Origin of the sequence: Pseudomonas sp. HMWF006 (genome assembly GCF_003061205.1) — a bacterium.
Taxonomy (GTDB): domain Bacteria; phylum Pseudomonadota; class Gammaproteobacteria; order Pseudomonadales; family Pseudomonadaceae; genus Aquipseudomonas; species Aquipseudomonas monsensis.
Window position 1 is genome coordinate 28044 of the sequence record NZ_QAIU01000031.1, and the last position, 20859, is coordinate 48902.

At 60.2% G+C, this 20859-nt stretch carries 18 protein-coding genes and 1 pseudogene; 12 read left to right on the plus strand and 7 right to left on the minus strand.

All coding sequences use genetic code 11. The annotated features are described in order from the left end of the window. The 8 genes from DBR24_RS01035 to DBR24_RS01070 all read left to right on the plus strand — a co-directional run. Positions 1–857: MFS transporter (locus DBR24_RS01035; protein WP_256591232.1), on the plus strand; the 857-nt coding region annotated here is incomplete at its 5' end. A 232-nt stretch (positions 858–1089) separates the two neighbouring features. Then, positions 1090–2091, plus strand: a complete 1002-nt coding sequence (locus tag DBR24_RS01040; protein WP_128613619.1) for a phosphate ABC transporter substrate-binding protein PstS — start codon at positions 1090–1092, stop codon at positions 2089–2091. A gap of 424 nt (positions 2092–2515) precedes the next feature. Next, positions 2516–4549 (plus strand): ABC transporter permease subunit, encoded by a 2034-nt coding sequence (locus DBR24_RS01045; RefSeq protein WP_177490388.1) that lies wholly within the window; start codon positions 2516–2518, stop codon positions 4547–4549. 15 nt (positions 4550–4564) lie between these two features. After that, positions 4565–6235, plus strand: a complete 1671-nt coding sequence (pstA, locus tag DBR24_RS01050; RefSeq protein ID WP_128613621.1) for a phosphate ABC transporter permease PstA — start codon at positions 4565–4567, stop codon at positions 6233–6235. Between the two features lie 169 nt (positions 6236–6404). Further along, the gene (gene pstB / locus DBR24_RS01055) at positions 6405–7238 is read left to right on the plus strand and encodes a phosphate ABC transporter ATP-binding protein PstB (protein WP_123469947.1); all 834 of its coding nucleotides are present in this window, start codon (positions 6405–6407) and stop codon (positions 7236–7238) included. Positions 7239–7342: 104 nt separating this feature from the next. Beyond that, positions 7343–8104: a phosphate signaling complex protein PhoU gene (gene phoU / locus DBR24_RS01060; RefSeq protein WP_123469945.1), complete on the plus strand. Its 762-nt coding sequence runs from the start codon at positions 7343–7345 to the stop codon at positions 8102–8104. A gap of 177 nt (positions 8105–8281) precedes the next feature. After that, entirely contained in the window at positions 8282–9238 is a 957-nt protein-coding gene (locus DBR24_RS01065) for a response regulator (protein WP_128613622.1), read from the plus strand. 208 nt (positions 9239–9446) lie between these two features. Further along, entirely contained in the window at positions 9447–10343 is an 897-nt protein-coding gene (locus tag DBR24_RS01070; RefSeq protein ID WP_128613623.1) for a M23 family metallopeptidase, read from the plus strand. Between the two features lie 171 nt (positions 10344–10514). Here the strand turns inward: DBR24_RS01070 and DBR24_RS01075 are convergent, their stop codons facing one another. The 3 genes from DBR24_RS01075 to phoB form a co-directional block, all read right to left on the minus strand. After that, positions 10515–11855 carry a hemolysin family protein gene (locus tag DBR24_RS01075; protein ID WP_123469940.1) on the minus strand — a complete coding sequence of 447 codons (1341 nt, stop codon included), beginning with the start codon at positions 11853–11855 and terminating at the stop codon, positions 10515–10517. 123 nt (positions 11856–11978) lie between these two features. Beyond that, on the minus strand, positions 11979–13265 hold the full coding sequence (phoR, locus tag DBR24_RS01080) for a phosphate regulon sensor histidine kinase PhoR (RefSeq protein ID WP_189655731.1): 1287 nt from the start codon (positions 13263–13265) through the stop codon (positions 11979–11981). Between the two features lie 137 nt (positions 13266–13402). Next, positions 13403–14092 carry a phosphate regulon transcriptional regulator PhoB gene (phoB, locus tag DBR24_RS01085; RefSeq protein WP_007896474.1) on the minus strand — a complete coding sequence of 230 codons (690 nt, stop codon included), beginning with the start codon at positions 14090–14092 and terminating at the stop codon, positions 13403–13405. Between the two features lie 151 nt (positions 14093–14243). On the opposite strand from phoB, the gene DBR24_RS01090 reads away from it, so the two are divergent. Continuing rightward, entirely contained in the window at positions 14244–14627 is a 384-nt protein-coding gene (locus DBR24_RS01090) for a hypothetical protein (protein WP_128613625.1), read from the plus strand. A 114-nt stretch (positions 14628–14741) separates the two neighbouring features. On the opposite strand, the gene ubiA is transcribed toward DBR24_RS01090, so the two are convergent. After that, a complete protein-coding gene (gene ubiA, locus DBR24_RS01100) occupies positions 14742–15632 on the minus strand; it encodes a 4-hydroxybenzoate octaprenyltransferase (protein WP_007920263.1) in 891 nt (296 codons plus the stop codon). Beyond that, positions 15632–16192 carry a chorismate lyase gene (locus tag DBR24_RS01105; RefSeq protein WP_123469934.1) on the minus strand — a complete coding sequence of 187 codons (561 nt, stop codon included), beginning with the start codon at positions 16190–16192 and terminating at the stop codon, positions 15632–15634. The genes ubiA and DBR24_RS01105 overlap by 1 nt, the downstream gene beginning before the upstream one ends. Positions 16193–16392: 200 nt before the next feature. Here DBR24_RS01105 and DBR24_RS01110 point away from each other — a divergent pair, with 200 nt between their 5' ends. The 3 genes from DBR24_RS01110 to DBR24_RS01120 all read left to right on the plus strand — a co-directional run bounded on the left by DBR24_RS01110 (position 16393) and on the right by DBR24_RS01120 (position 18195). Then, entirely contained in the window at positions 16393–16560 is a 168-nt protein-coding gene (locus DBR24_RS01110) for a rubredoxin (protein ID WP_093429633.1), read from the plus strand. A 20-nt stretch (positions 16561–16580) separates the two neighbouring features. Further along, a complete protein-coding gene (locus DBR24_RS01115) occupies positions 16581–17729 on the plus strand; it encodes an NAD(P)/FAD-dependent oxidoreductase (RefSeq protein WP_123469933.1) in 1149 nt (382 codons plus the stop codon). 190 nt (positions 17730–17919) lie between these two features. After that, entirely contained in the window at positions 17920–18195 is a 276-nt protein-coding gene (locus DBR24_RS01120) for an HU family DNA-binding protein (RefSeq protein WP_003213368.1), read from the plus strand. Between the two features lie 86 nt (positions 18196–18281). Here the strand turns inward: DBR24_RS01120 and DBR24_RS01125 are convergent, their stop codons facing one another. Together DBR24_RS01125 and DBR24_RS01130 are read right to left on the minus strand one after the other, a co-directional pair. Then, positions 18282–20618 carry a lipase family protein gene (locus tag DBR24_RS01125; protein ID WP_128613626.1) on the minus strand — a complete coding sequence of 779 codons (2337 nt, stop codon included), beginning with the start codon at positions 20616–20618 and terminating at the stop codon, positions 18282–18284. Next, a pseudogene (locus DBR24_RS01130) lies at positions 20615–20859 on the minus strand (hypothetical protein); the annotation flags it as partial. The pseudogene DBR24_RS01130 and the gene DBR24_RS01125, both read right to left, overlap by 4 nt.

Here is a 20859-nt window from a genome sequence, read left to right on the forward strand (position 1 = left end):
CGGGGGTCTTCGTTTCCGAACACGTGCCGCAAAAGCACATCGGCTATGCCTGTGGCACGCTCACCAGCGGCCTGACGGCCGGTATTTTACTCGGTTCGCTGGTCGCCACGGCGATCAACAGCCTTTATACGCCGGTGGAAGTCGCGGACTACGCCTGGCGGATCCCATTCCTGCTTGGCGGTATGTTCGGCCTGTTTTCGGTGTATCTGCGCCGCTGGCTGCACGAGACGCCAGTGTTCGCCGAACTGCAACTGCGCAAGGCGCTGGCTGAAGAAGTGCCGCTGCGTGCCGTACTGCGTGACCATCGCGGGGCGATCGCGATCTCGATGCTGCTGACCTGGTTGCTCTCGGCCGGCATCGTCGTGGTGATCCTGATGACGCCGACCGTGCTGCAGACGGTCTATCACTTCTCGCCTACGGTGGCCCTGCAATCGAACAGCCTGGCGATCGTGTTCCTGAGCGTTGGCTGCATCATCTCCGGTGCCCTGGCGGACCGTTTTGGCGCTGGCCGGGTGTTTGTCTTCGGCAGTCTGGGCTTGCTGATCAGCTCCTGGACCTTCTATCACAGCCTCGCCGATCACCCGAACTGGCTGTTCCCGCTGTATGCCCTGACCGGTCTGCTGGTCGGCACCATCGGTGCGGTGCCGTACGTGATGGTCAAGGCGTTCCCGCCGGTGGTGCGCTTCAGCGGGTTGTCGTTCTCGTACAACGTGGCGTACGCGATCTTCGGTGGTCTGACGCCGATGGTGGTCAGCCTGTTGCTTAAAGAAAGCGCGATGGGGCCGGCCTACTATGTGGCCGTCCTTTGCACGATGGGGATTCTGGTCGGAGCGTGGCTCTGGAAGAAGGGCCGCTGATTCCGATTCTGCAGCGGCTGTTCTGACGCCATCGCGAGCAGGCTCACTCCTACGGTTGGAATGTATTTCAATTGCAGGAGTGAGCCTGCTCGCGATTGGGACCACTCGAATCATTCAGTAGAAACCGGATGCTGGCCTTTCATCCAATTGTCATATTTCAGCCATAGAGTGTTCACACGGCCTGCTAATACTTGGCCCCGAATTAACACCCCCTATCTGCTAGGAGTAAGGCATGAAACTGAAGCGTTTGATGGCGGCAATGACTTTTGTCGCTGCTGGCGTTGCGACTGCCCACGCGGTAGCCGCTGGCGTTGACCCGGCAATTCCGGCTTACACCAAGGTCACCGGTGTTTCGGGCAACTTGTCCAGCGTTGGTTCCGACACTCTGGCCAACCTCATGACCCTGTGGGCTGAGAACTACAAAAAAGAATACCCGAACGTCAACATCCAGATTCAGGCCGCTGGCTCCGCCACTGCGCCACCTGCGCTGACCGAAGGCACCTCCAACCTGGGCCCGATGAGCCGCAAGATGAAGGACACCGAACTGGCGGCCTTCGAACAGAAGTACGGCTACAAGCCAACCGCTATCCCGGTGGCTGTCGACGCCCTGGCGGTATTCGTGCACAAGGACAACCCGATCCAGCACCTGACCATGGAACAGGTTGACGCGATCTTCTCGTCCACTCGTCTGTGCGGCGCCAAAGCCGACGTTAAAACCTGGGGCGACCTGGGCGTGACCGGCGACCTGGCCAACAAGCCGGTTCAGCTGTTCGGTCGTAACTCGGTATCCGGCACCTACGGCTACTTCAAAGAAGAAGCCCTGTGCAAAGGCGACTACAAGCCGAACGTCAACGAACAACCAGGTTCGGCGTCGGTCGTGCAGTCGATCAGCTCCTCGCTGAACGGCGTCGGTTACTCGGGCATCGGTTACAAGACTGCCAGCGTGAAAACCGTTGCGCTGTCGAAGAAGGGCAGCACTGACTTCATCGAAGACACCGAAGAAAACGCCCTGAACGGCAAGTACCCGCTGTCGCGCTTCCTCTACGTTTACGTCAACAAGGCCCCGAACAAGCCTCTGGCCCCGCTGGAAGCCGAGTTCGTGAAACTGGTTCTGTCGAAACAGGGTCAGGAAGTTGTAGTGAAAGACGGCTACATCCCACTGCCAGCCAAGGTTGCTGCCAAAGCCCTGGCTGACCTGGGTCTGCAGGAAGGCGGCGCTGTCGCCAAGAAGTAACAAATTGAGTCCGGGATGAACCCCTTCGGACTCAGGTGAAAGGCCGGATCTGCCCGCAGACCGGCCTTTTATACACCTCTCAAAATTTCGATCCTCTGCCAGCTCCGTTGGCGGTGGATTTGGTGCGTCACTGCATTGTCATCTTTCTGTCATACAGGATCGCTAGGGTGTGCGCATGAATGATCTGGCCAATTCCCACATGACTACTAATCCCCCCAAGCGCATTGATTTCAATACGCCTGAGTTGCAACGCAAGCGCCGTATTCGCGCGCTCAAGGATCGCTTCACCCGCTGGTATGTCCTGATCGGCGGTCTTGCCGTACTGGCCGCCATCACCCTGATTTTCTTCTTCCTCGCCTATGTGGTTGCCCCGTTGTTTCAGGGTGCCAGCCTGACCGCGAAAGATGCTATTACCCCGGCCTGGATGCAGGACGCCGGCAAGCCGCTGATGATTTCGCTCGAGGAGCAGAATCAGGTGGCGATGCGCGTTTCCGACAAGGGCCAGGCGCTGTTTTTCGATATCGACAGTGGCGCTGAATTGAAGCGCGTCGATCTGCCGCTGCCGGCAGGCGCTACCGTAACTTCCATCGGCGAAGATCAGCCAGGTCATCCGCTGGTGGCTGTGGGCCTGTCCAACGGTCAGGCGCTGGTGTTCCGTCACACCTATAAAGTCAGCTACCCCGATGGCAAGAAAACCATCTCCCCGGCCATCGAATACCCGTACGGCAACACGCCGATCGTGGTGAACGAAAACGGCGGGGCGCTCGAGCACGTGAGCCTCAATGCCACCGATTCGACGCTGATGCTGGTCGGCTCGACCGGTTCGCAACTCAATGTGCTGTCGCTGACCAGCGAAGAAAACATGATGACCGGTGAAGTCACCAGCGAGCAGAAGCGTATTGATCTGCCGCAGATGACCGAGCCGGTGAAAAACATCTTCGTCGACCCGCGCCAGCAATGGCTGTACGTGGTCAACGGGCGTGCCCAGGCCGACGTGTTCAGCCTGCGCGACAAGAGCCTCAACGGTCGCTACAAACTGCTGGAAAACGCTGACGCCGAAGTTACTGCGAGCACCCAGCTGGTGGGCGGTATCTCGCTGATCATCGGTGACTCCAAGGGTGGCCTGGCCCAGTGGTTCATGGCCCGTGACACCGATGGCGAGCTGCGCCTGAAGCAGATCCGCACGTTCCAGATGGGCACTGCGCCGATCGTTGAAATCACTGCCGAAGAGCGCCGCAAAGGCTTCGTTGCCCTCGATGCATCCGGCAAGCTCGGCGTGTTCCACAGCACTGCGCACCGCACGCTGCTGGTCGAGCCCGTGGCCGAAGGGCAGGGCCTGTTCGGTCTGTCGCCGCGCGCCAACCGGGTGATCGTCGAAGCCGGCGGCAAACTGCAACCGTTGCTGCTCGACAACCCGCACCCGGAAGTGTCGTGGAGCGCGCTGTGGAGCAAGGTCTGGTACGAGAACTACGACGAGCCTAAATACGTCTGGCAATCGACGGCGGCCAACACCGACTTCGAACCGAAACTGAGCCTTTCGCCACTGACCTTCGGCACCCTGAAAGCCGCGTTCTACGCGATGCTGCTGGCGGCGCCGCTGGCTGTTGCCGCCGCGATCTACACCGCCTACTTCATGGCCCCGGGCATGCGCCGCAAGGTCAAACCGGTGATCGAACTGATGGAAGCGATGCCGACGGTAATCCTCGGTTTCTTCGCCGGTCTGTTCCTCGCACCGTATGTGGAAGGGCATCTGCCGGGCATCTTCAGCCTGCTGATGCTGTTGCCGATCGGCATTCTGGTTGCCGGTTTCACCTTCAGTCGCCTGCCTGAGTCGATCCGCCTCAAGGTGCCGGATGGCTGGGAAAGTGCACTGTTGATTCCGGTGATCCTGTTCGTGGGCTGGCTGTCGCTGTACATGAGTCCGTTCATGGAGAACTGGTTCTTCGGCGGTGACATGCGCATGTGGATCTCCCACGACCTGGGCATCACCTACGACCAGCGCAACGCTCTGGTGGTCGGTCTGGCCATGGGTTTCGCGGTGATCCCGAACATCTACTCGATCGCTGAAGACGCCGTGTTCAGCGTACCGCGTGGCCTGACCCTGGGCTCCCTGGCCCTCGGTGCCACGCCGTGGCAGACCATGACCCGCGTGGTGATCCTCACCGCCAGCCCGGGCATCTTCTCGGCGCTGATGATCGGCATGGGCCGTGCGGTCGGTGAAACCATGATCGTGCTGATGGCCACCGGTAACACACCGGTCATGGAAATGAACCTGTTCGAAGGCCTGCGCACCCTGGCCGCCAACGTCGCGGTGGAAATGCCGGAGTCGGAAGTCGGCGGCAGCCACTACCGCGTGCTGTTCCTCTCGGCGCTGGTGCTGCTGTTGTTCACCTTCGTCATGAACACCCTGGCAGAACTGATTCGTCAGCGTCTGCGCAAGAAATACTCGTCGCTTTAAGAAAGGTAGAAGTCTGTGAAACAGAACTCCCTGAATGGATGGTTCAAGAGCGGCGCCCCGGGCGTCTGGATCAGCGGTGGCGCGGTGTCCATCGCGGTCATCATGACCATTGGCCTGCTGGCGGTGATCGCCGTGCGCGGTCTGGGTCACTTCTGGCCGGCGGATCTGATCCACGCCAGCTACGACGTGCCGGGCCAGGCCAATCACCTGGTCATCGGCGAAGTGGTGCAGAAAGAAGAAGTGCCCCGCGCCCGCTTGAAGAGCGCCGGCCTGCCGGTGCCCGATCAGGGCCCGGAATTCATGACCCGCGAGCTGATCAAGGTCGGTAACCGTGACTTGAATGGCAACGACTTCACCTGGATCGTCGGCGAGTGGCTGACCAACCAGAAAAATCCGCCGGAGCTGATGGCGCTGGAGCGCCGTGAGTGGGGCAACTTCTACGGCTACCTGGTCAACGTCAAACAGGACGGCAAAGTCATCGCCGAAGGCGAAGCGGCATGGCCTGAGCTGCAAGCGCGGATCAACCGTGTAAACGGTCTGGCTGCGCAACTGAAGTCGCTGGAAAAAACTGACATCGGTGCAATCAACGCAGGCCTTGAGCGCATCCGTCTGCACGGTCGCAAACTGGAACTGGAAGGCAAACTCGACGCCACCGCGCAAGCGGACATGGACTCCGAGCGCGCCGAGCTGAATGCCCGTTATCAGGACATTGAAGCCCGTCTCTCTGACCTGCACGCGCAGTTCAACCGTGACGCGCTGACTGCCCGCGATGCCAACGGCAAGGAAATCGAAATCAGCCTCGGCAAAGTGGTTCACGCCTACCAGCCGAACGCCATGGGCACTTTCAGCAAGATCGGTTTCTACTTCAGCAAGGTCTGGGAATTCCTCTCCGACGACCCGCGTGAAGCCAACACCGAAGGCGGGATCTTCCCGGCGATTTTCGGCACCGTGATGATGACCCTGATCATGGCGATGATCGTGACCCCGTTCGGCGTGCTGGCGGCGGTGTACCTGCGTGAATACGCCAAGCAGAACACCCTGACGCGGATCATCCGTATCGCGGTGAACAACCTCGCCGGCGTTCCGGCGATCGTTTACGGCGTGTTCGGTCTGGGCTTCTTCGTCTACGTGCTGGGTGGTTCGGTCGACCGTCTGTTCTTCCCCGAAGCATTGCCGGCGCCGACCTTCGGTACACCGGGTCTGCTCTGGGCGTCGTTGACCCTGGCGCTGCTGGCCGTACCGGTGGTGATCGTGGCGACCGAGGAAGGTCTGGCGCGTATCCCGCGTACCGTCCGTGAAGGCTCGCTGGCACTGGGTGCAACCAAGGCCGAGACGCTGTGGAAGATCGTTCTGCCGATGGCCAGCCCGGCGATGATGACCGGCATGATCCTCGCCGTGGCTCGCGCCGCCGGTGAAGTGGCGCCGCTGATGCTGGTGGGTGTGGTGAAACTGGCACCGTCGCTGCCGGTGGACGGCAACTACCCGTACCTGCACCTGGACCAGAAAATCATGCACCTGGGCTTCCATATTTATGACGTCGGCTTCCAGAGCCCGAACGTCGAGGCGGCACGTCCGCTGGTGTATGCCACGGCGTTGTTGCTGGTGTTGGTGATCGCGACCTTGAACCTGTCGGCGGTGTATATCCGTAACCACCTGCGCGAAAAATACAAAGCACTGGATAGCTAAGGACGACACGAACCCTGTGGGAGCGAGCTTGCTCGCGAAGCTTTTGGCGGCCGTAAGGGCCCCTTCGCGAGCAAGCTCGCTCCCACATTGAACCGCGTCCGCTGGAATATTGATGGAAGCTGCAACAAGCAGTGTTCCGAACCGAATTTGTTAGCACAGGGAGCCTCCCATGCAGCACGAAACACACACCCACGGCATCAACATGTCTGCCCTGGGTCGCGACAAGCAGAGCCTCAACCTCGAACAGGAAACCGTGGCCATCGAAGTGCCGGGCCTGAGCCTGTTCTACGGTGAGAAACAAGCTCTGTTCGACGTCAGCATGAACATCCCGAAACAGCGCGTGACCGCCTTCATCGGCCCGTCGGGCTGCGGCAAATCCACGCTGCTGCGTACCTTCAACCGTATGAACGACCTGGTTGACGGCTGCCGTGTCGAAGGCGCGATCAACCTGTACGGCAACAACATCTACCGCAAGGGTGAAGACGTTGCCGAGCTGCGTCGTCGCGTTGGCATGGTGTTCCAGAAGCCCAACCCGTTCCCCAAGACCATCTACGAAAACGTGGTCTACGGTCTGCGCATTCAGGGCATCAACAAGAAGCGCATTCTCGACGAAGCGGTCGAGTGGGCGTTGAAAGGCGCGGCGCTGTGGGACGAAGTCAAAGACCGTCTGCACGAGTCGGCACTGGGTCTGTCCGGTGGTCAGCAACAGCGTCTGGTGATTGCCCGTACCATCGCGGTTGAGCCGGAAGTGTTGCTGCTCGACGAACCGTGCTCGGCCCTCGACCCGATCTCGACCCTGAAAGTCGAAGAGCTGATCTACGAGCTGAAGTCCAAGTTCACCATCGTCATCGTGACCCACAACATGCAGCAGGCTGCACGGGTGTCCGACTACACGGCGTTCATGTACATGGGCAAACTGGTGGAATTCGGCGACACCGACACCCTGTTTACCAATCCGGCGAAGAAGCAGACCGAAGACTACATCACCGGTCGCTACGGCTAGCCGTACAGCTGCAAGCCGCAAGAAAGATGCGGTGCGATATCAGGACTTATACATAACTGCTTGAAGCTTGCAGCTTGAAGCTTGCAACTTTCGCGGAGCGAACAATGATTTCTAAAGAAGGTCTTACCCATCACATTTCCGCGCAGTTCAACGCCGAACTGGAAGAAGTGCGCAGCCACCTGCTGGCTATGGGCGGGCTGGTCGAGAAGCAGGTCAATGACGCGGTCACCGCACTGATCGAGGCCGATTCCGGCCTGGCTCAGCAGGTGCGCGAGATCGACGACCAGATCAACCAGATGGAACGCAACATCGACGAAGAATGCCTGCGCATTCTCGCCCGTCGGCAGCCGGCGGCGTCCGACCTGCGCTTGATCATCAGCATCTCCAAGTCGGTGATCGACCTGGAGCGCATCGGTGACGAAGCGACCAAGATCGCCCGTCGCGCCATCCAGCTGTGCGAGGAAGGCGAAGCGCCGCGCGGTTACGTCGAGGTTCGCCACATTGGCGACCAGGTGCGCAACATGGTGCGTGATGCGCTGGACGCGTTTGCCCGTTTCGACGCCGATCTGGCGCTGTCGGTGGCGCAATACGACAAAGTCATCGACCGCGAATACAAGACCGCCCTGCGTGAGCTGGCGACCTACATGATGGAAGACCCGCGCTCTATCTCGCGGGTTCTGAGCATCATCTGGGTCCTGCGTTCGCTGGAGCGCATCGGCGACCACGCGCGCAACATTTCGGAACTGGTGATCTACCTGGTGCGCGGCACCGACGTGCGTCACATGGGCCTCAAGCGCATGAAAGAAGAAGTTGAAGGCACAAGCGGCGAAACCGCTAATGTTCCGGGCGTTGCTGACGATAAGTAAGATTGCCTGAGAAAAGCGCCCGGCCCTTTGGCCGGGCGTTTTTGTTTAGGGCTTTCAAGTAAAAAATCGAATTAAAAAGCAGCACCCGCGAACGAAAAGTCCCGGCGTGACTGAAGAGTTTTGGCAATGTGCCATCAGCCAGCGTTATGCTTGCCGGGATTTTTATAGGGGTGTTGGATGAGCAAGATCAGTGTGTTGGTCGTGGACGATGCGTCGTTCATTCGTGACCTGGTGAAAAAGTGCCTGCGTAATTACTTCCCGGGGATCCGCACCGAGGACGCCATCAACGGCAAGAAAGCCCAGGCAATGCTGGCCAGGGAAGCGTTTGACCTGGTCCTGTGCGACTGGGAAATGCCGGAAATGTCCGGTCTCGAACTGCTGACCTGGTGCCGCGAGCAAGACAACCTCAAGACCATGCCGTTCATCATGGTCACCAGCCGTGGCGACAAGGAAAACGTCGTGCAGGCGATTCAGGCCGGTGTTTCCGGCTACGTCAGCAAGCCGTTCACCAACGAGCAACTGCTGACCAAGGTCAAGCAGGCGCTGAACAAGGTCGGCAAGCTCGACACCCTGATGAACAGCGCCCCGACCAAGATGAACTCGGCGTTCGGCAACGACTCCCTGAGCGCATTGACCGGTGGCAAGCCTGCCGTGGTCGGTGGTGCTCCGGCAGCCGCTGCGGTCAACCCGTTCGCCAAGCCTGCTGCCGCTGCTCCGGCGCCTGCTGCTGCGCCGTCCCGTGGTTTGCTCAACAGCCCGCCAGTCCAGGCCCCGGCCGCCGCGAAAGCGCCGGCCGGCGGACGTGGCCAGGGTCAATTGCGTCTGCCGAGCGGCAACCAGCAATGCGTGATCAAGGCCCTGAGCATCAAGGAAGCGTTGCTGGTGGTGAAGCGCACCGACACCCTGCCGCAGATCCTCGACAGCGCCGTGCTCGACCTGGAGCAGGGCGACAACGCCGAAATCGCCCGCCTCAATGGCTACCTGCACGCCATCGTTGCCCACGAGCAGAAAGCCGACAGCGACTGGCTGCAACTGACCTTCCGCTTCGTCGACCAGGACGCGCAGAAGCTCGACTACATCTCCCGCCTGATCGCTCGCGGCACGGCGCAGAAGCACTTCGTTCCGGGCGCTTGATCTTCTTCGACTGATACACCGCTATCGCGAGCAGGCTCACTCCTACATCTGGAATGCATTCCAATGTAGGAGCCAGGCTGCTGGCGATGGGGTCATCAAAAGCACCACCCATCTCCTGCGCTGGCCAATTTGAAACATCTGTCGACTAGCCTGGTCTGTCTGAGCTGCTAGGCTCATTTCCAGGCCTTACTTCGACAGACTCTTGCCCATGCTCGCGCGCCTGCTGTTTTTCTGTGGTCTTTTCGTGGCCTCCACCTCGGCTGTGGCCATGACGATCTACAAATCCACCGATGCCAACGGCGTGGTCTCGTACAGCGACCGTCCGAGCAAGGGCTCGCAGGTGTTCGTGTTTCAGGACCGCATGGTCGAGCGCCTGGAGCGGCAGGTCTATCTCGACATCAAGAAGCAGAAGGGCGGTGACGTGGTGTTCGTACGCAATGATCTGTACGCGCCGGTCGAGGTGGCACTGGCGTTTACCGGCATGAGCAATGTGCGGGGCGCGCCGGCGCAAACCATCCGCAGGGTGCTGCCGGCACGCAGCAACACGCGGCTGGCGCTGCTGACGGCGATTACCGGCGGCAAGCCGTTGGTGTATACGCCGCAATTCCAGTATGCCTTGGGCGACCCCGCTGGCGCGGCGCAGAGCTATCGCTATCCGCTGCCGTGGCGTGGCGGACCGTTCCGCCTGAGTCAGGGCGCTGAAGGCCAGTACAGCCACTTCGGGCCAAAGAACCGCTATGCGATGGACATCGCCATGCCGGTCGGCACACAGATCATCGCGGCGCGGGCCGGGGTGGTGGTGAAAATCGAGAACTCACAGAGCGGGCGCGGTACGGATCCCTCCGGCAATTTCGTCCGGGTGCTGCACGATGACGGGACCATGGGCGTGTATCTGCACCTCAAGCAAGGGTCGGTAAGCGTACGCGAAGGGCAACGGGTGACCGTGGGCAGTCCGCTGGCGCTGTCGGGCAATACCGGCAACAGCAGTGGCCCGCACCTGCACTTTGTGGTGCAGCGCAACAACGGCTCGGGGCTGGTGTCGATTCCGTATCAGTTCAACCAGCCGCTGGGGGCGTTGCCCAACTTTGCGTTGGGCAAGCAATAAATCCAGTGGAGATCGACGGTGGCGAGGGGATTTATCCCCGTTGGGGCGCGTAGCGGCCCTGAAGCCGGCATTCGCGCAATCCCTGAGGGGATGCATTCAATGGTTTCGGGACGGCTTTGCCGTCCAACGGGGATAAATCCCCTCGCCACAAAAGCTACCCTGCAACCGCCATCAATCCAGCATCAACACCTTGGCCAGCACAATCTTCGGCCCTTTCATCTTCTTGATGATGATCCGCAGGCCTTCGACTTCCAGCACTTCTTCCTCTTCCGGCACCCGTTTCAGGGTTTCGTAGACCAGCCCGGCGAGGGTTTCGGCTTCGATGTGGTCCAGGTCGATACCCAGCAGGCGTTCAACCTTGAACAACGGCGTATCGCCGCGCACCAGCAGCTTGCCCGGCTGATACGCCAGAATCCCGCGCTCAGCCTTGCGGTGTTCGTCCTGAATATCGCCGACCAGTACTTCCAGCACGTCCTCCATGGTCAGGTAGCCAATGATGTTGCCGTCAGCCTCCTCGACCACGGCGAAGTGCGAGCCGCCCTTGCGGAACTGCTCCAGCAGCTGCGACAGCGGCATGTGTCGCGACACACGTTCCAGCGGACGGGTCAGTTCAGCCAGGTTGAACGACTCGGGAATGTGGTCCAGCGCCGCGAGTTCCAGCAGCAGGTCCTTGATGTGCAGCAGGCCGACGAACTCCTGGCGCTCGCTGTCGTACACCGGGTAACGGCTGAACTTGTGGCGACGGAACATGGCCAGGATTTCTTTCAGCGGCGCGTTGAATTCCAGGGTGATCAGGTCTTCCCGGGAGTTGGCCCAGTCGACCACTTCCAGTTCGCCCATTTCCACCGCCGAGGCCAGCACGCGCATGCCTTGGTCGCTCGGGTCCTGACCACGGCTGGAGTGCAGGATCAGTTTCAGTTCTTCGCGGCTGTAATGGTGTTCGTGGTGCGGGCCGGGTTCGCCCTGGCCGGCGATCCGCAGAATCGCGTTGGCGCTGGCGTTGAGCAGGTAGATCGCCGGGTACATCGCCCAGTAGAACAGGTACAGCGGCACCGCCGTCCACAGCGACAACAGCTCGGGTTTGCGGATCGCCCACGACTTGGGCGCCAGCTCACCGACCACGATGTGCAGGTACGAGATGATGAAGAACGCGGTAAAGAACGAAATGCCTTTGACCACCTCTGGCGATTGCACGCCGACTGCGCTCAGCAACGGTTCGAGAATGTGCGCGAACGCCGGCTCACCGACCCAGCCCAGGCCCAGGGAGGCGAGGGTGATACCGAGCTGGCAGGCCGAGAGGTACGCATCGAGCTGACTGTGCACGGTGCGCAGGATGTGCCCGCGCCAGCCGTTCTTGTCGGCGATGGCCTCGACCCGGGTCGAGCGCAGTTTGACCATGGCGAATTCCGCCGCAACGAAAAAGCCGTTGAGCAAAACCAGGATCAGAGCGAAAAGAATCATGCCGAAATCGGCGAACAGTGTTGCGAGGGACAAGCCAGGGGAAGGGTCCATGATGGAGTTTTGCGGGTTCCGTGTGATTCGTAAGAGAGAAAAAATCGCGCCTGAAAGGCAGACGCAAGTCAGCCAATGTAGCGGCTGACTTGGCGATTGCCTAGTGGCGCGTGCTGACCGGCGTTACTCGGCAGTGCTGATCGCCCGTGCCTGAGCGACCTGGGCCGGGGCGAAATGGCAGGTGAACGTGCTGCCGTGACCGGGCACGCTGCTGATCTCCATCCGCGCGCGGTGGCGCAACAACACGTGTTTGACGATTGCCAGGCCCAGCCCGGTGCCGCCAGTGTTGGAGTTGCGGCTGGAGTCGACGCGATAGAAACGCTCGGTCAGGCGCGGCAGGTGTTTGCTGTCGATACCGATCCCGGAATCCTGCACGCTCAGGTGCGCGCCTTGCTCGTCACCCCACCAGCGAATGCGGATGTTGCCTTCGGCCGGGGTGTATTTCACGGCGTTGAACACCAGGTTGGAGAAGGCGCTGCGCAGTTCCGCCTCGCTGCCCTTGAGCAGGATTCTGCCGTCGGCGTCGAGGGTGATGTTCTGGTTCTTCTGCCCGGACAGCTGTTGCGCGTCGCTCTTGATCGACTGCAACAGCGTGTCGATCTGCACTGGCTGGTTGTCCGACGGGTAATCGGTGGCTTCCAGCTTCGCCAACAGCAACAGGTCGTTGAGCAGCGTCTGCATGCGCCCGCCCTGTTGTTGCATCTGCTGCAGCGCGCGGCTCCAGCGCGGGTTCACGTCCTCGACGTTGTCGAGCAGGGTTTCCAGGTAGCCGCAGATCACCGTCAGTGGCGTGCGCAGTTCGTGGGACACATTGGCGATGAAGTCTTTGCGCATCTGTTCCAGCTGATGGATGCGCGTGACATCGCGCACCAGCATCAGGTGTTCGTTGTTGCCGTAGCGGGTCAGGTACAGCTGAATGCGCACGCGATCGTTGGTCGGCGAGGGGATTTCCAGCGGTTCGGCGTAGCTTTCCTGCTCGAAGTACTCCTTGAAGCGCGGATGGCGTACCAGGTTGGTCACCGGTTGGCCACTGTCCTGCGGGGTCTTGAGGCCGAGCAGGGTTTCGGCGGCACGGTTCCACCATTCCAGGTTGCCGTCGCTGTCGAGCATGATCACCGCGTCTTTCAGCGCGGCGGTGGACTCCTGCACCCGGTCGATCACCGCTTGCAGGCGCCCGCGCACCCGTTGGTCGCGGCGTTGGAGGTGGTAGATGCTGTCGAACACCTCGCCCCACAGGCCGTAGCCGTCGGGCGGTGCTTCATCGGGTTGGTGCAGGCGCAGCCATTCGTGCAGGCGCAGCAGTTGCTTGAGCGTCCAGGCCAGGTAAAGACCCAGGCCGGCAGCGAGGCTCCAGCCGTAATAGCCACTGATCAGGCCGATCACCAGACAGGCGGTGACCAGCAACAGCATGTGGCGAATCAGGGTGCCATGCCAGTTTTGATTCACGGGGGCGTCCTTAGCCGCAGCTTCAAGTTTCAAGCTGCAAGCTACAAGTCAGAGCGGCTCGCTGTTTCTTGCCGCTTGTAGCTAGAAGCTTGCAGCTGTTTTTATGCTTTTGTGGAGAACCGGTAGCCGGTGCCGCGCACGGTTTGTACCAGATTTTCATAAGCATCGCCGAGGGCCTTGCGCAGGCGTCGGATGTGCACGTCGACGGTGCGTTCTTCAACATAGACGTTGCCGCCCCAGACCTGATCCAGCAATTGCCCGCGAGTGTAGGCGCGTTCCTGGTGGGTCATGAAGAATTGCAGCAGACGGTATTCGGTCGGGCCCATCTCGGCCGGTTTGCCGTCGATGGTCACGCGGTGGCTGATCGGGTCGAGCAGCAGGCCGCCGACTTCGATCGGCGCTTCGCCGTCAGTCGGGCCGGCACGGCGCAGTACAGCCTTGAGGCGCGCGACCAGTTCGCGTGGCGAAAACGGTTTGGTGATGTAGTCATCGGCGCCGACTTCCAGGCCCTGGATCTTGTTGTCCTCTTCGCCCTTGGCGGTGAGCATGATGATCGGGATGTCCCCGGTCAGCTCGTCGCGCTTGAGGCGTCGGGCCAGCTCGATGCCGGAAGTGCCGGGCAGCATCCAGTCGAGCAGGATCAGGTCCGGTTTGCGGTCGACGATGATGGCGTGTGCCTGCTGCGAGTTCTCTGCCTCGAGGCAGTCATAGCCGGCCATTTCCAACGCAACGGCGATCATTTCGCGAATGGGCGCTTCGTCGTCGACGATCAGAATGCTCCTGCCAACCATGCCTTAATCCTCTTGTCATTTAACTGTCTTGCGCCGCATTAGATAACGGAATTATTGCAGTCGTGTGACAGTATTTTAGTCGCCCGGCGGACGGCGGGATCCTGGACTAAGCTCTAAGTCCGAATCCTGACAACCACAAAAGAAGGTTTCCATGACGCAAATGACTGCTTCTTTCAAAGCTCTGTTGATGGCTGCTGCCCTGACTCTGCCTGGACTGGCCATGGCCGCCGAACCGGCCATGATGAAGGACGGCATGATGGTTGATCACAAAGGCATGACCGTTTACACGTTCGACAAGGACGCTGGCGGCAAGTCGATGTGCAACGGTGATTGCGCGAAGAACTGGCCACCGATGATGGCGCCGGCGGGTGCCAAGGCTGAAGGCAAATGGACGGTCATCAAACGCGATGACGGCATGATGCAATACGCTTATGACGGCAAGCCGCTGTACACCTTCATGAAGGACGAAAAACCTGGAGAAATGAAAGGTGATGGCATGAAGGAGATGTGGCACGTGGTGCACGAGCACAAGTAAACGCAAATCCCCTGTGGGAGCGAGCTTGCTCGCGAAGGCGTCGTCTCAGTCAGCCTATGTGGCAACTGACCCAACGCTTTCGCGAGCAAGCTCGCTGCCACAGGTTTTTGCGGATCAGCGCAACGCGTAATCCAGCACGATCCCGACAAAAATCGCCAACCCGGCCCAGTGGTTGTGCAAAAACGCCTTGAAGCAACGCATCCGGTCGCGATCGCGGGTGTACCAGAATTCCCACGCGTAACACCCGGCAGCCACCAGCAAGCCGAGATGGAACCAGATCCCCAGCTCGAACTTCGACCCCGCCAGCAGCAGGCAGCCCAGCGACAACGCCTGCAGGCTCAGGATGATCACCCGGTCCGCCTCGCCAAACAGAATCGCCGTGGATTTCACGCCGATCTTCAGGTCGTCGTCCCGATCGGTCATTGCGTAATAGGTGTCATAACCCACTGTCCACAACAGATTGGCGATCCACAGCAGCCACGCGGCGGCGGGCAGTTCGCCGGTTTCGGCGGTGAACGCCATCGGCATGCCCCACGAAAACGCCGCCCCCAGCACCACTTGCGGGTAATAGGTGTAGCGCTTCATGAACGGGTAGGTGAACGCCAATGCCAGGCCGCCCAGCGACAACCAGATCGTCGGTGCATTGGTGCACAGCACCAGCAGGAAACTCACGCCCATCAGCAGCGCGAAAAACACCAGCGCCTCTTTCGAACTGATCTTGCCGCTGGCCAGCGGGCGTTGCGCGGTGCGTTTGACGTGGCCATCGACCTTGCGGTCGGCCCAGTCGTTGATCACGCAGCCACCGGCACGGGTCAGTACCACGCCGAGCACGAAAATCACGATATTGGCCAGCGAAGGCGAGCCTTTACCGGCAATCCATAGCGCCCACAGCGTCGGCCACAGCAGCAGGTAAATGCCGATCGGCTTGTCCATGCGCGTCAGCTGAATGAAATCCCAGGCGCGCGGATTCAAGCGGTTCAGGGACTTGAGCAGGCTCTGGTACATCAGCAGTTCTCCGGATGGGCGCGGGCGGCACGCCACAGGCTCGGCAGGAAAATTTCCGCGACCAGCACACTCAGGGCGCCACGGTCGAAACGCGAACGGCGGCCCCACAGTTGCGGCGCTTTCGATGCGGCTGGCAACCACGCTTCGGGGTAGTGACAGACCTCGATGGCGCGGCGCTGGAAGGCGTGATCGCAAAACAGCAGCTCACCCAGGGAGCGGCTGCCCAGTTCGTCCATGTGCAAGCCATCACCTTGCAACGCGGCGCGTGACGCCACGCTGCGGGCAAACACCCAGGCCTCGCCGTGACCGCGCAGATACACCTCACGCACCCAGCCTTCGCTGCCTTCGGCCAGATCCAGCGCGGTGCATTCGTCGCTGCGCAGAGTGTCCCAGCCTTCGAACAACGGCGTGACGCTGAAGCCGTCATCGGACAGCCGCGTCAGGCGGCGGGTCAGCGAGCCTTCGTCGAACAACCAGTCCAGGGTCAACGGATCGGGGAGGGGCGTCAGTCGGCTTTGAGTCAGCCAGAGCGGGGCCGGGCAGGCATTTGAATGTTGCACAATGAGTCATTATTGGCCGCAAATGAGGCGGCGAGCTTAACATGGCGTGCTGCGAATTTGATTGATCCGGGTCGCCGTTGCGCCGAACAGGCTTGCATCTGCCCGGCACCATCAGTACAAAACGCCCTGAGCCGGATGGCAGCGCAACCACCATCGACCGTCCGCGCCGACAAAAGCCTGAATCCTGAGGAAGTACCTGAATGAAAAAGTGGCAATGCATCGTCTGCGGCCTGATCTACAACGAAGCTGAGGGGTGGCCGGATGACGGCATTGCGCCGGGCACCCGTTGGGAAGATGTACCGGCAGACTGGCTGTGCCCGGACTGCGGCGTCGGCAAGACGGACTTCGAAATGATCGAAATCAACTGAGAAAAACCAAGGAGTAAGGTATGAACGCACCTGTCGTAATCGTAGGCACCGGGCTTGCGGGTTACAACCTGGCCCGGGAGTTTCGCAAACTCGATGGCGAAACCCCGCTGCTGCTGATTACCGCCGATGACGGCCGCTCTTACTCCAAGCCGATGCTCTCCACCGGTTTCGGCAAGAACAAGGACGCCGATGGCCTGAGCATGGCTGAACCCGGCACCATGGCCGAGCAGTTGAAGGCCGAAGTGCGCACCCATACGCGCATCAGTGGTATCGACGCCGGCCACAAGCGCCTGTGGATTGGCGAAGAGGCGGTGTACTACCGCGACCTGATCCTCGCCTGGGGTGCGGAAACCGTACGCGTGCCGATCGAGGGCGATGGCGCTGATCTGGTATTCCCGATCAATGATCTCGAGGATTACGCGCGTTTTCGTGCGGCAGCCGAAGGCAAACGGCGGGTGCTGGTGCTCGGTGCCGGGTTGATCGGCTGCGAATTCGCCAACGACCTGATCCTCGGCGGCTACGAGGTGCAGCTGGTTGCACCGTGCGAGCAAGTGATGCCGATGCTGCTGCACCCGGCCGCTGCGGCAGCCGTGCAGGCCGGGCTGGAAAGCCTGGGCGCGCGTTTCCACCTCGGTCCGGTACTGAATCGCCTGGAAAAGGACGCCGACGGGCTAAAAGCGCATCTGTCCGACGGTCAGGTGATTGCCTGCGATGTCGTGGTGTCAGCCATCGGTCTGCGCCCGCGCATTGATCTGGCAGCGGCGGCCGGGGTGCAGGTCAATCGCGGCGTCGTCGTCGACCGGTATCTGAAAACGTCCCACGCCAATATCTACGCCCTGGGCGACTGCGCCGAGGTCGATGGACTCAATCTGTTGTACGTGATGCCCCTCATGAGTGGTGCGCGTGCGCTGGCACAAACCCTCACCGGAAACCCTGCCGCAGTGAGCTACGGCCCGATGCCGATCACCGTGAAAACCCCGGTGTGCCCGTTGGTCGTTTCACCGCCGCCACGGGGCCGCGAAGGCGTCTGGACCGTCGAAGGGCAGGGCGCCGACATCAAGGCTGTGTGTCATGGCTCCGACGGCCAGTTGCTCGGTTATGCCCTGACTGGCGCGGCGGTGATGGAAAAACTCGCCCTGAACAAACAGCTTCCGGCGCTGCTGGCGTAAATACCGGTCGTTCTGTCGGAATCACCCCGCTTTTGCCCCTACAAAGGTCGCGGGGAGACTGGCGCCGCCGGTATCCGCGTGCCATTCTCACTCCCGTCTGCCGCAGAGTAGAGCCTGCGGCGCCTTGGGCGCTGTTCCAACGAGAACAGCACGGACATAACAACAAAAAACCGTCAAAGGGGCTTCACTAATGCGTAAACCAGAACTCGCCGCTGCAATCGCTGAAAAAGCAGATCTGACCAAAGAGCAGGCCAACCGCGTACTCAACGCCGTCCTCGAAGAAATCACCGGCGCTCTGCACCGCAAGGACAGCGTGACGCTGGTGGGCTTCGGCACCTTCCTGCAACGCCACCGCGGCGCCCGTACCGGCAAAAACCCGCAGACCGGCGAGCCGGTTAAAATCAAGGCCAGCAACACCGTTGCGTTCAAGCCAGGCAAATCGTTGAAAGACAGCGTTAATCCTTAATTGCGGCGAACTCCCCGAACAACGGGGAGCAGCGCAATAAAAAATGGGCACACCGATTGCGGTCGGGTGCCCATTTTTTGTGGTGATTACACAATTGAATCAATATCCAGCTGATAGGGCGCGCCGACCGCGTGTCCCCCCGTCATTGCCGCGATCGCTGCATCGTGGTCCTGGGCGGCGGGAGGAATCATCGCCAGTTGTTCCTGAACGAGATTTTCCGGGTGCGCGTTCCAGCGCAGCAGGTTTTCCTGCACCCACTCGGGCTGTTCGGCGTAGCTGCCGTAGACGTCGGCCTCGGTGACTCGCTGGCCGTGCAGGGCGACCAGTCGAGCGTGGGTCATTTCTATTTTGCTGATTTCTCTGTCGAGAACTGTCGTCTTGTGGGTTCTTTCCTCGTGCCGGACATAAGCGCTGGGGTGGTCTCGGAGATTGCGCTTCACGGCACTCAGTTGGTCTTTGAGATTCTTTAAAGCGCCACTCACCCATTCGAACTCCCGGTACGTCACCACAGAACGTTTGAGCTGCTGCGCCTCCTGCCAGCGGCGCAGGCTGGCCCAACAGCCGGGGATGTAGCTCCCGACCATCGAGTGATCGCTCGCCGCGGCGAGCTGCTCCAGAAATGAGCCGCGCTTGGGCAAGCCATTGATATTTCGCAAGGCCTGCGCGCAACCGTGATCGTTGATGAGGCTGCAGCCCGGCTGCCAGAGAATGGATGACTTGTGTTCCTTGCCAAACACCACCGGCATGAAGTGGCGTAGTTCACCGTGATGCCCGTAATCCTCACCAAAGAAGTTGGTTACGCCCCAGACCAGCAAGGCAAACCCGGCGACCGGTTGAAGGGCCAACACCACTCCGTTGGCGGTGTACATTTGCTTGGGTTCGGCGTAGGTGTTCATCCAGGTGGCGGGTACGCTGGGTACCGGGTCGTTCTGGTTGACGATGCGGTGGTGGGTCAGTGACTGGGCGCTTGCGATGAAGGTGGTGTCGCCGGCGCGAGGGGCACCGTAGGTGTAGAGCACGATATCCGATGAGTATTGAGGATCGCGGCGCAGCATCTCGGACAAGATCAGTGCTATCGCCCCGCCCAGGCTGTGTCCGGTAATCAGCAGTTTTTGCCCACTGTAGAACCTCTCCAGATAGCTCACGACAAACGGGAAAACCGCTTGGGCGCCCCCGTAGAAGCCACGGTGCACCTTGCCTTCTCCTTCTTGAAAAGGCACCTGATAGGCGTCTCCATCGCGCAGGCCATCGGGCAACGTTTCGCTGGTTCCCCGGACACTGATCAATATCACCTCGTCGTGATGCGTGATAAACGCCTGAGTGTCCGTACTGTCGGCTTGTTTGCGATCATCGAAAAAGTGCAGCTTGGCCGGATGTTCCTGTTGATCCCCCAGTGCTGGATCATTCACCTCGGGGTAAAGCTGTGGATCGAACGGCACCACTTCCAGGCGTTTCGAGTAAGGCACTTCTTCATACAGCGGGTAGTACTTCTTCGTTTGCGAGGCATCGACTTTCCACAACTCATCAAACTGCGGCAGTGCATGGCCGAACCAATTGCCGCTGCTGGGCTGCACGGGGAAACTCACACGGTCGGTCTTGACCGGTTGTGTGTTCGGCTCCTGGCCGAAGTCGGTGTAACTCAGGGTCGCCATCAATGACAGTTGATAGAGGTTGAGTGCGCAGAACTCGTTGCCGATCGACAGCATAGGGCGTAACGCCCGCATGGGGCGCACTTCCAGCACATGGTGCTTGTTCGGCAACAAGGCAATGCCCTTGGGTTTGGGCGGCGGCGGAGAGAAACCCAACTCGACCGTGGCCATGCTGGCCTGACTGAAGATCGCGCTCATTCCTGCGTCCGGCGCATTGCTATCAATCTGCGCGAACGTTCGGGTTTGGGGCGTGGAGCGCATTAGTTTGTGCACCACCATATTCGGCGGATCACGACGCTCTGCCAGAGGCGGCAAGTGCGCTACATGTTTGACCAGTTCGCTCACTTCAACCTGGTAATAGGCGTTGGTCCCGGCAAGGTCTTTTGCTGGATTGGCCTGGGTACGCACGCCTGATTTGGTGAAGAAGCCGGTTTTCTCGGCGCGAACCTGGAGTTCGGTGATGGGGAGGGGGTAGTGCTTCCGGCGAATTAACTGACTGTAGTCATCATCTCGACCTTGATATGAATGATTGAGTTTAAGTACCACCGGCCCACAAAAATGATTTATTACTTTTCCAGAGCCCGTCGCATCCAGCTGACCGGAATAGACGGTGTCTTCGTAATCAGTGATTTCGAATGTCAAACCCGCATAGGGCTTGCCGTCACCAAATTCGTCCACTAATTGAAAGGTCGTGGAGTGACCACGTAAAGGGCAGGCGTGAATGTTGCCCTGCATAAAGGCTGCAACGCTCGGATCTAACGACTCAATGCTCATGGGATCTCCTCCTTGTTTTCCGTGCAGCCCGGATAAATGGTGCACACCCGCTCATCCACCATCCTGAAGGTGCTGAAGTCGTGGTGATTGCCGTAACAAAACGCATGTTGATCTTCGAAACTTTTCCCCATGCAACGCTTCCAGCCGTTCGGCACCTTTACCCAGGTGTCCCCCATGTAGGGCTCCTCTTCTTCGGACAACCTGATCCTCAGCTTTATGGTTTTCCCCGAGAGTTGTGTCA

Bases quoted from the DNA above. Each gene is read 5' to 3' on its own strand.
- DBR24_RS01040 (WP_128613619.1), top strand. From the start codon at position 1,090: ATGAAACTGAAGCGTTTGATGGCGGCAATGACTTTTGTCGCTGCTGGC.
- DBR24_RS01045 (WP_177490388.1), top strand. From the start codon at position 2,516: ATGCAGGACGCCGGCAAGCCGCTGATGATTTCGCTCGAGGAGCAGAAT.
- pstB (WP_123469947.1), top strand. From the start codon at position 6,405: ATGCAGCACGAAACACACACCCACGGCATCAACATGTCTGCCCTGGGT.
- phoU (WP_123469945.1), top strand. From the start codon at position 7,343: ATGATTTCTAAAGAAGGTCTTACCCATCACATTTCCGCGCAGTTCAAC.
- DBR24_RS01065 (WP_128613622.1), top strand. From the start codon at position 8,282: ATGAGCAAGATCAGTGTGTTGGTCGTGGACGATGCGTCGTTCATTCGT.
- DBR24_RS01070 (WP_128613623.1), top strand. From the start codon at position 9,447: ATGCTCGCGCGCCTGCTGTTTTTCTGTGGTCTTTTCGTGGCCTCCACC.
- DBR24_RS01075 (WP_123469940.1), bottom strand. From the start codon at position 11,855: ATGGACCCTTCCCCTGGCTTGTCCCTCGCAACACTGTTCGCCGATTTC.
- phoR (WP_189655731.1), bottom strand. From the start codon at position 13,265: ATGCTGTTGCTGGTCACCGCCTGTCTGGTGATCGGCCTGATCAGTGGC.
- phoB (WP_007896474.1), bottom strand. From the start codon at position 14,092: ATGGTTGGCAGGAGCATTCTGATCGTCGACGACGAAGCGCCCATTCGC.
- DBR24_RS01090 (WP_128613625.1), top strand. From the start codon at position 14,244: ATGACGCAAATGACTGCTTCTTTCAAAGCTCTGTTGATGGCTGCTGCC.
- ubiA (WP_007920263.1), bottom strand. From the start codon at position 15,632: ATGTACCAGAGCCTGCTCAAGTCCCTGAACCGCTTGAATCCGCGCGCC.
- DBR24_RS01110 (WP_093429633.1), top strand. From the start codon at position 16,393: ATGAAAAAGTGGCAATGCATCGTCTGCGGCCTGATCTACAACGAAGCT.
- DBR24_RS01115 (WP_123469933.1), top strand. From the start codon at position 16,581: ATGAACGCACCTGTCGTAATCGTAGGCACCGGGCTTGCGGGTTACAAC.
- DBR24_RS01120 (WP_003213368.1), top strand. From the start codon at position 17,920: ATGCGTAAACCAGAACTCGCCGCTGCAATCGCTGAAAAAGCAGATCTG.
- DBR24_RS01125 (WP_128613626.1), bottom strand. From the start codon at position 20,618: ATGAGCATTGAGTCGTTAGATCCGAGCGTTGCAGCCTTTATGCAGGGC.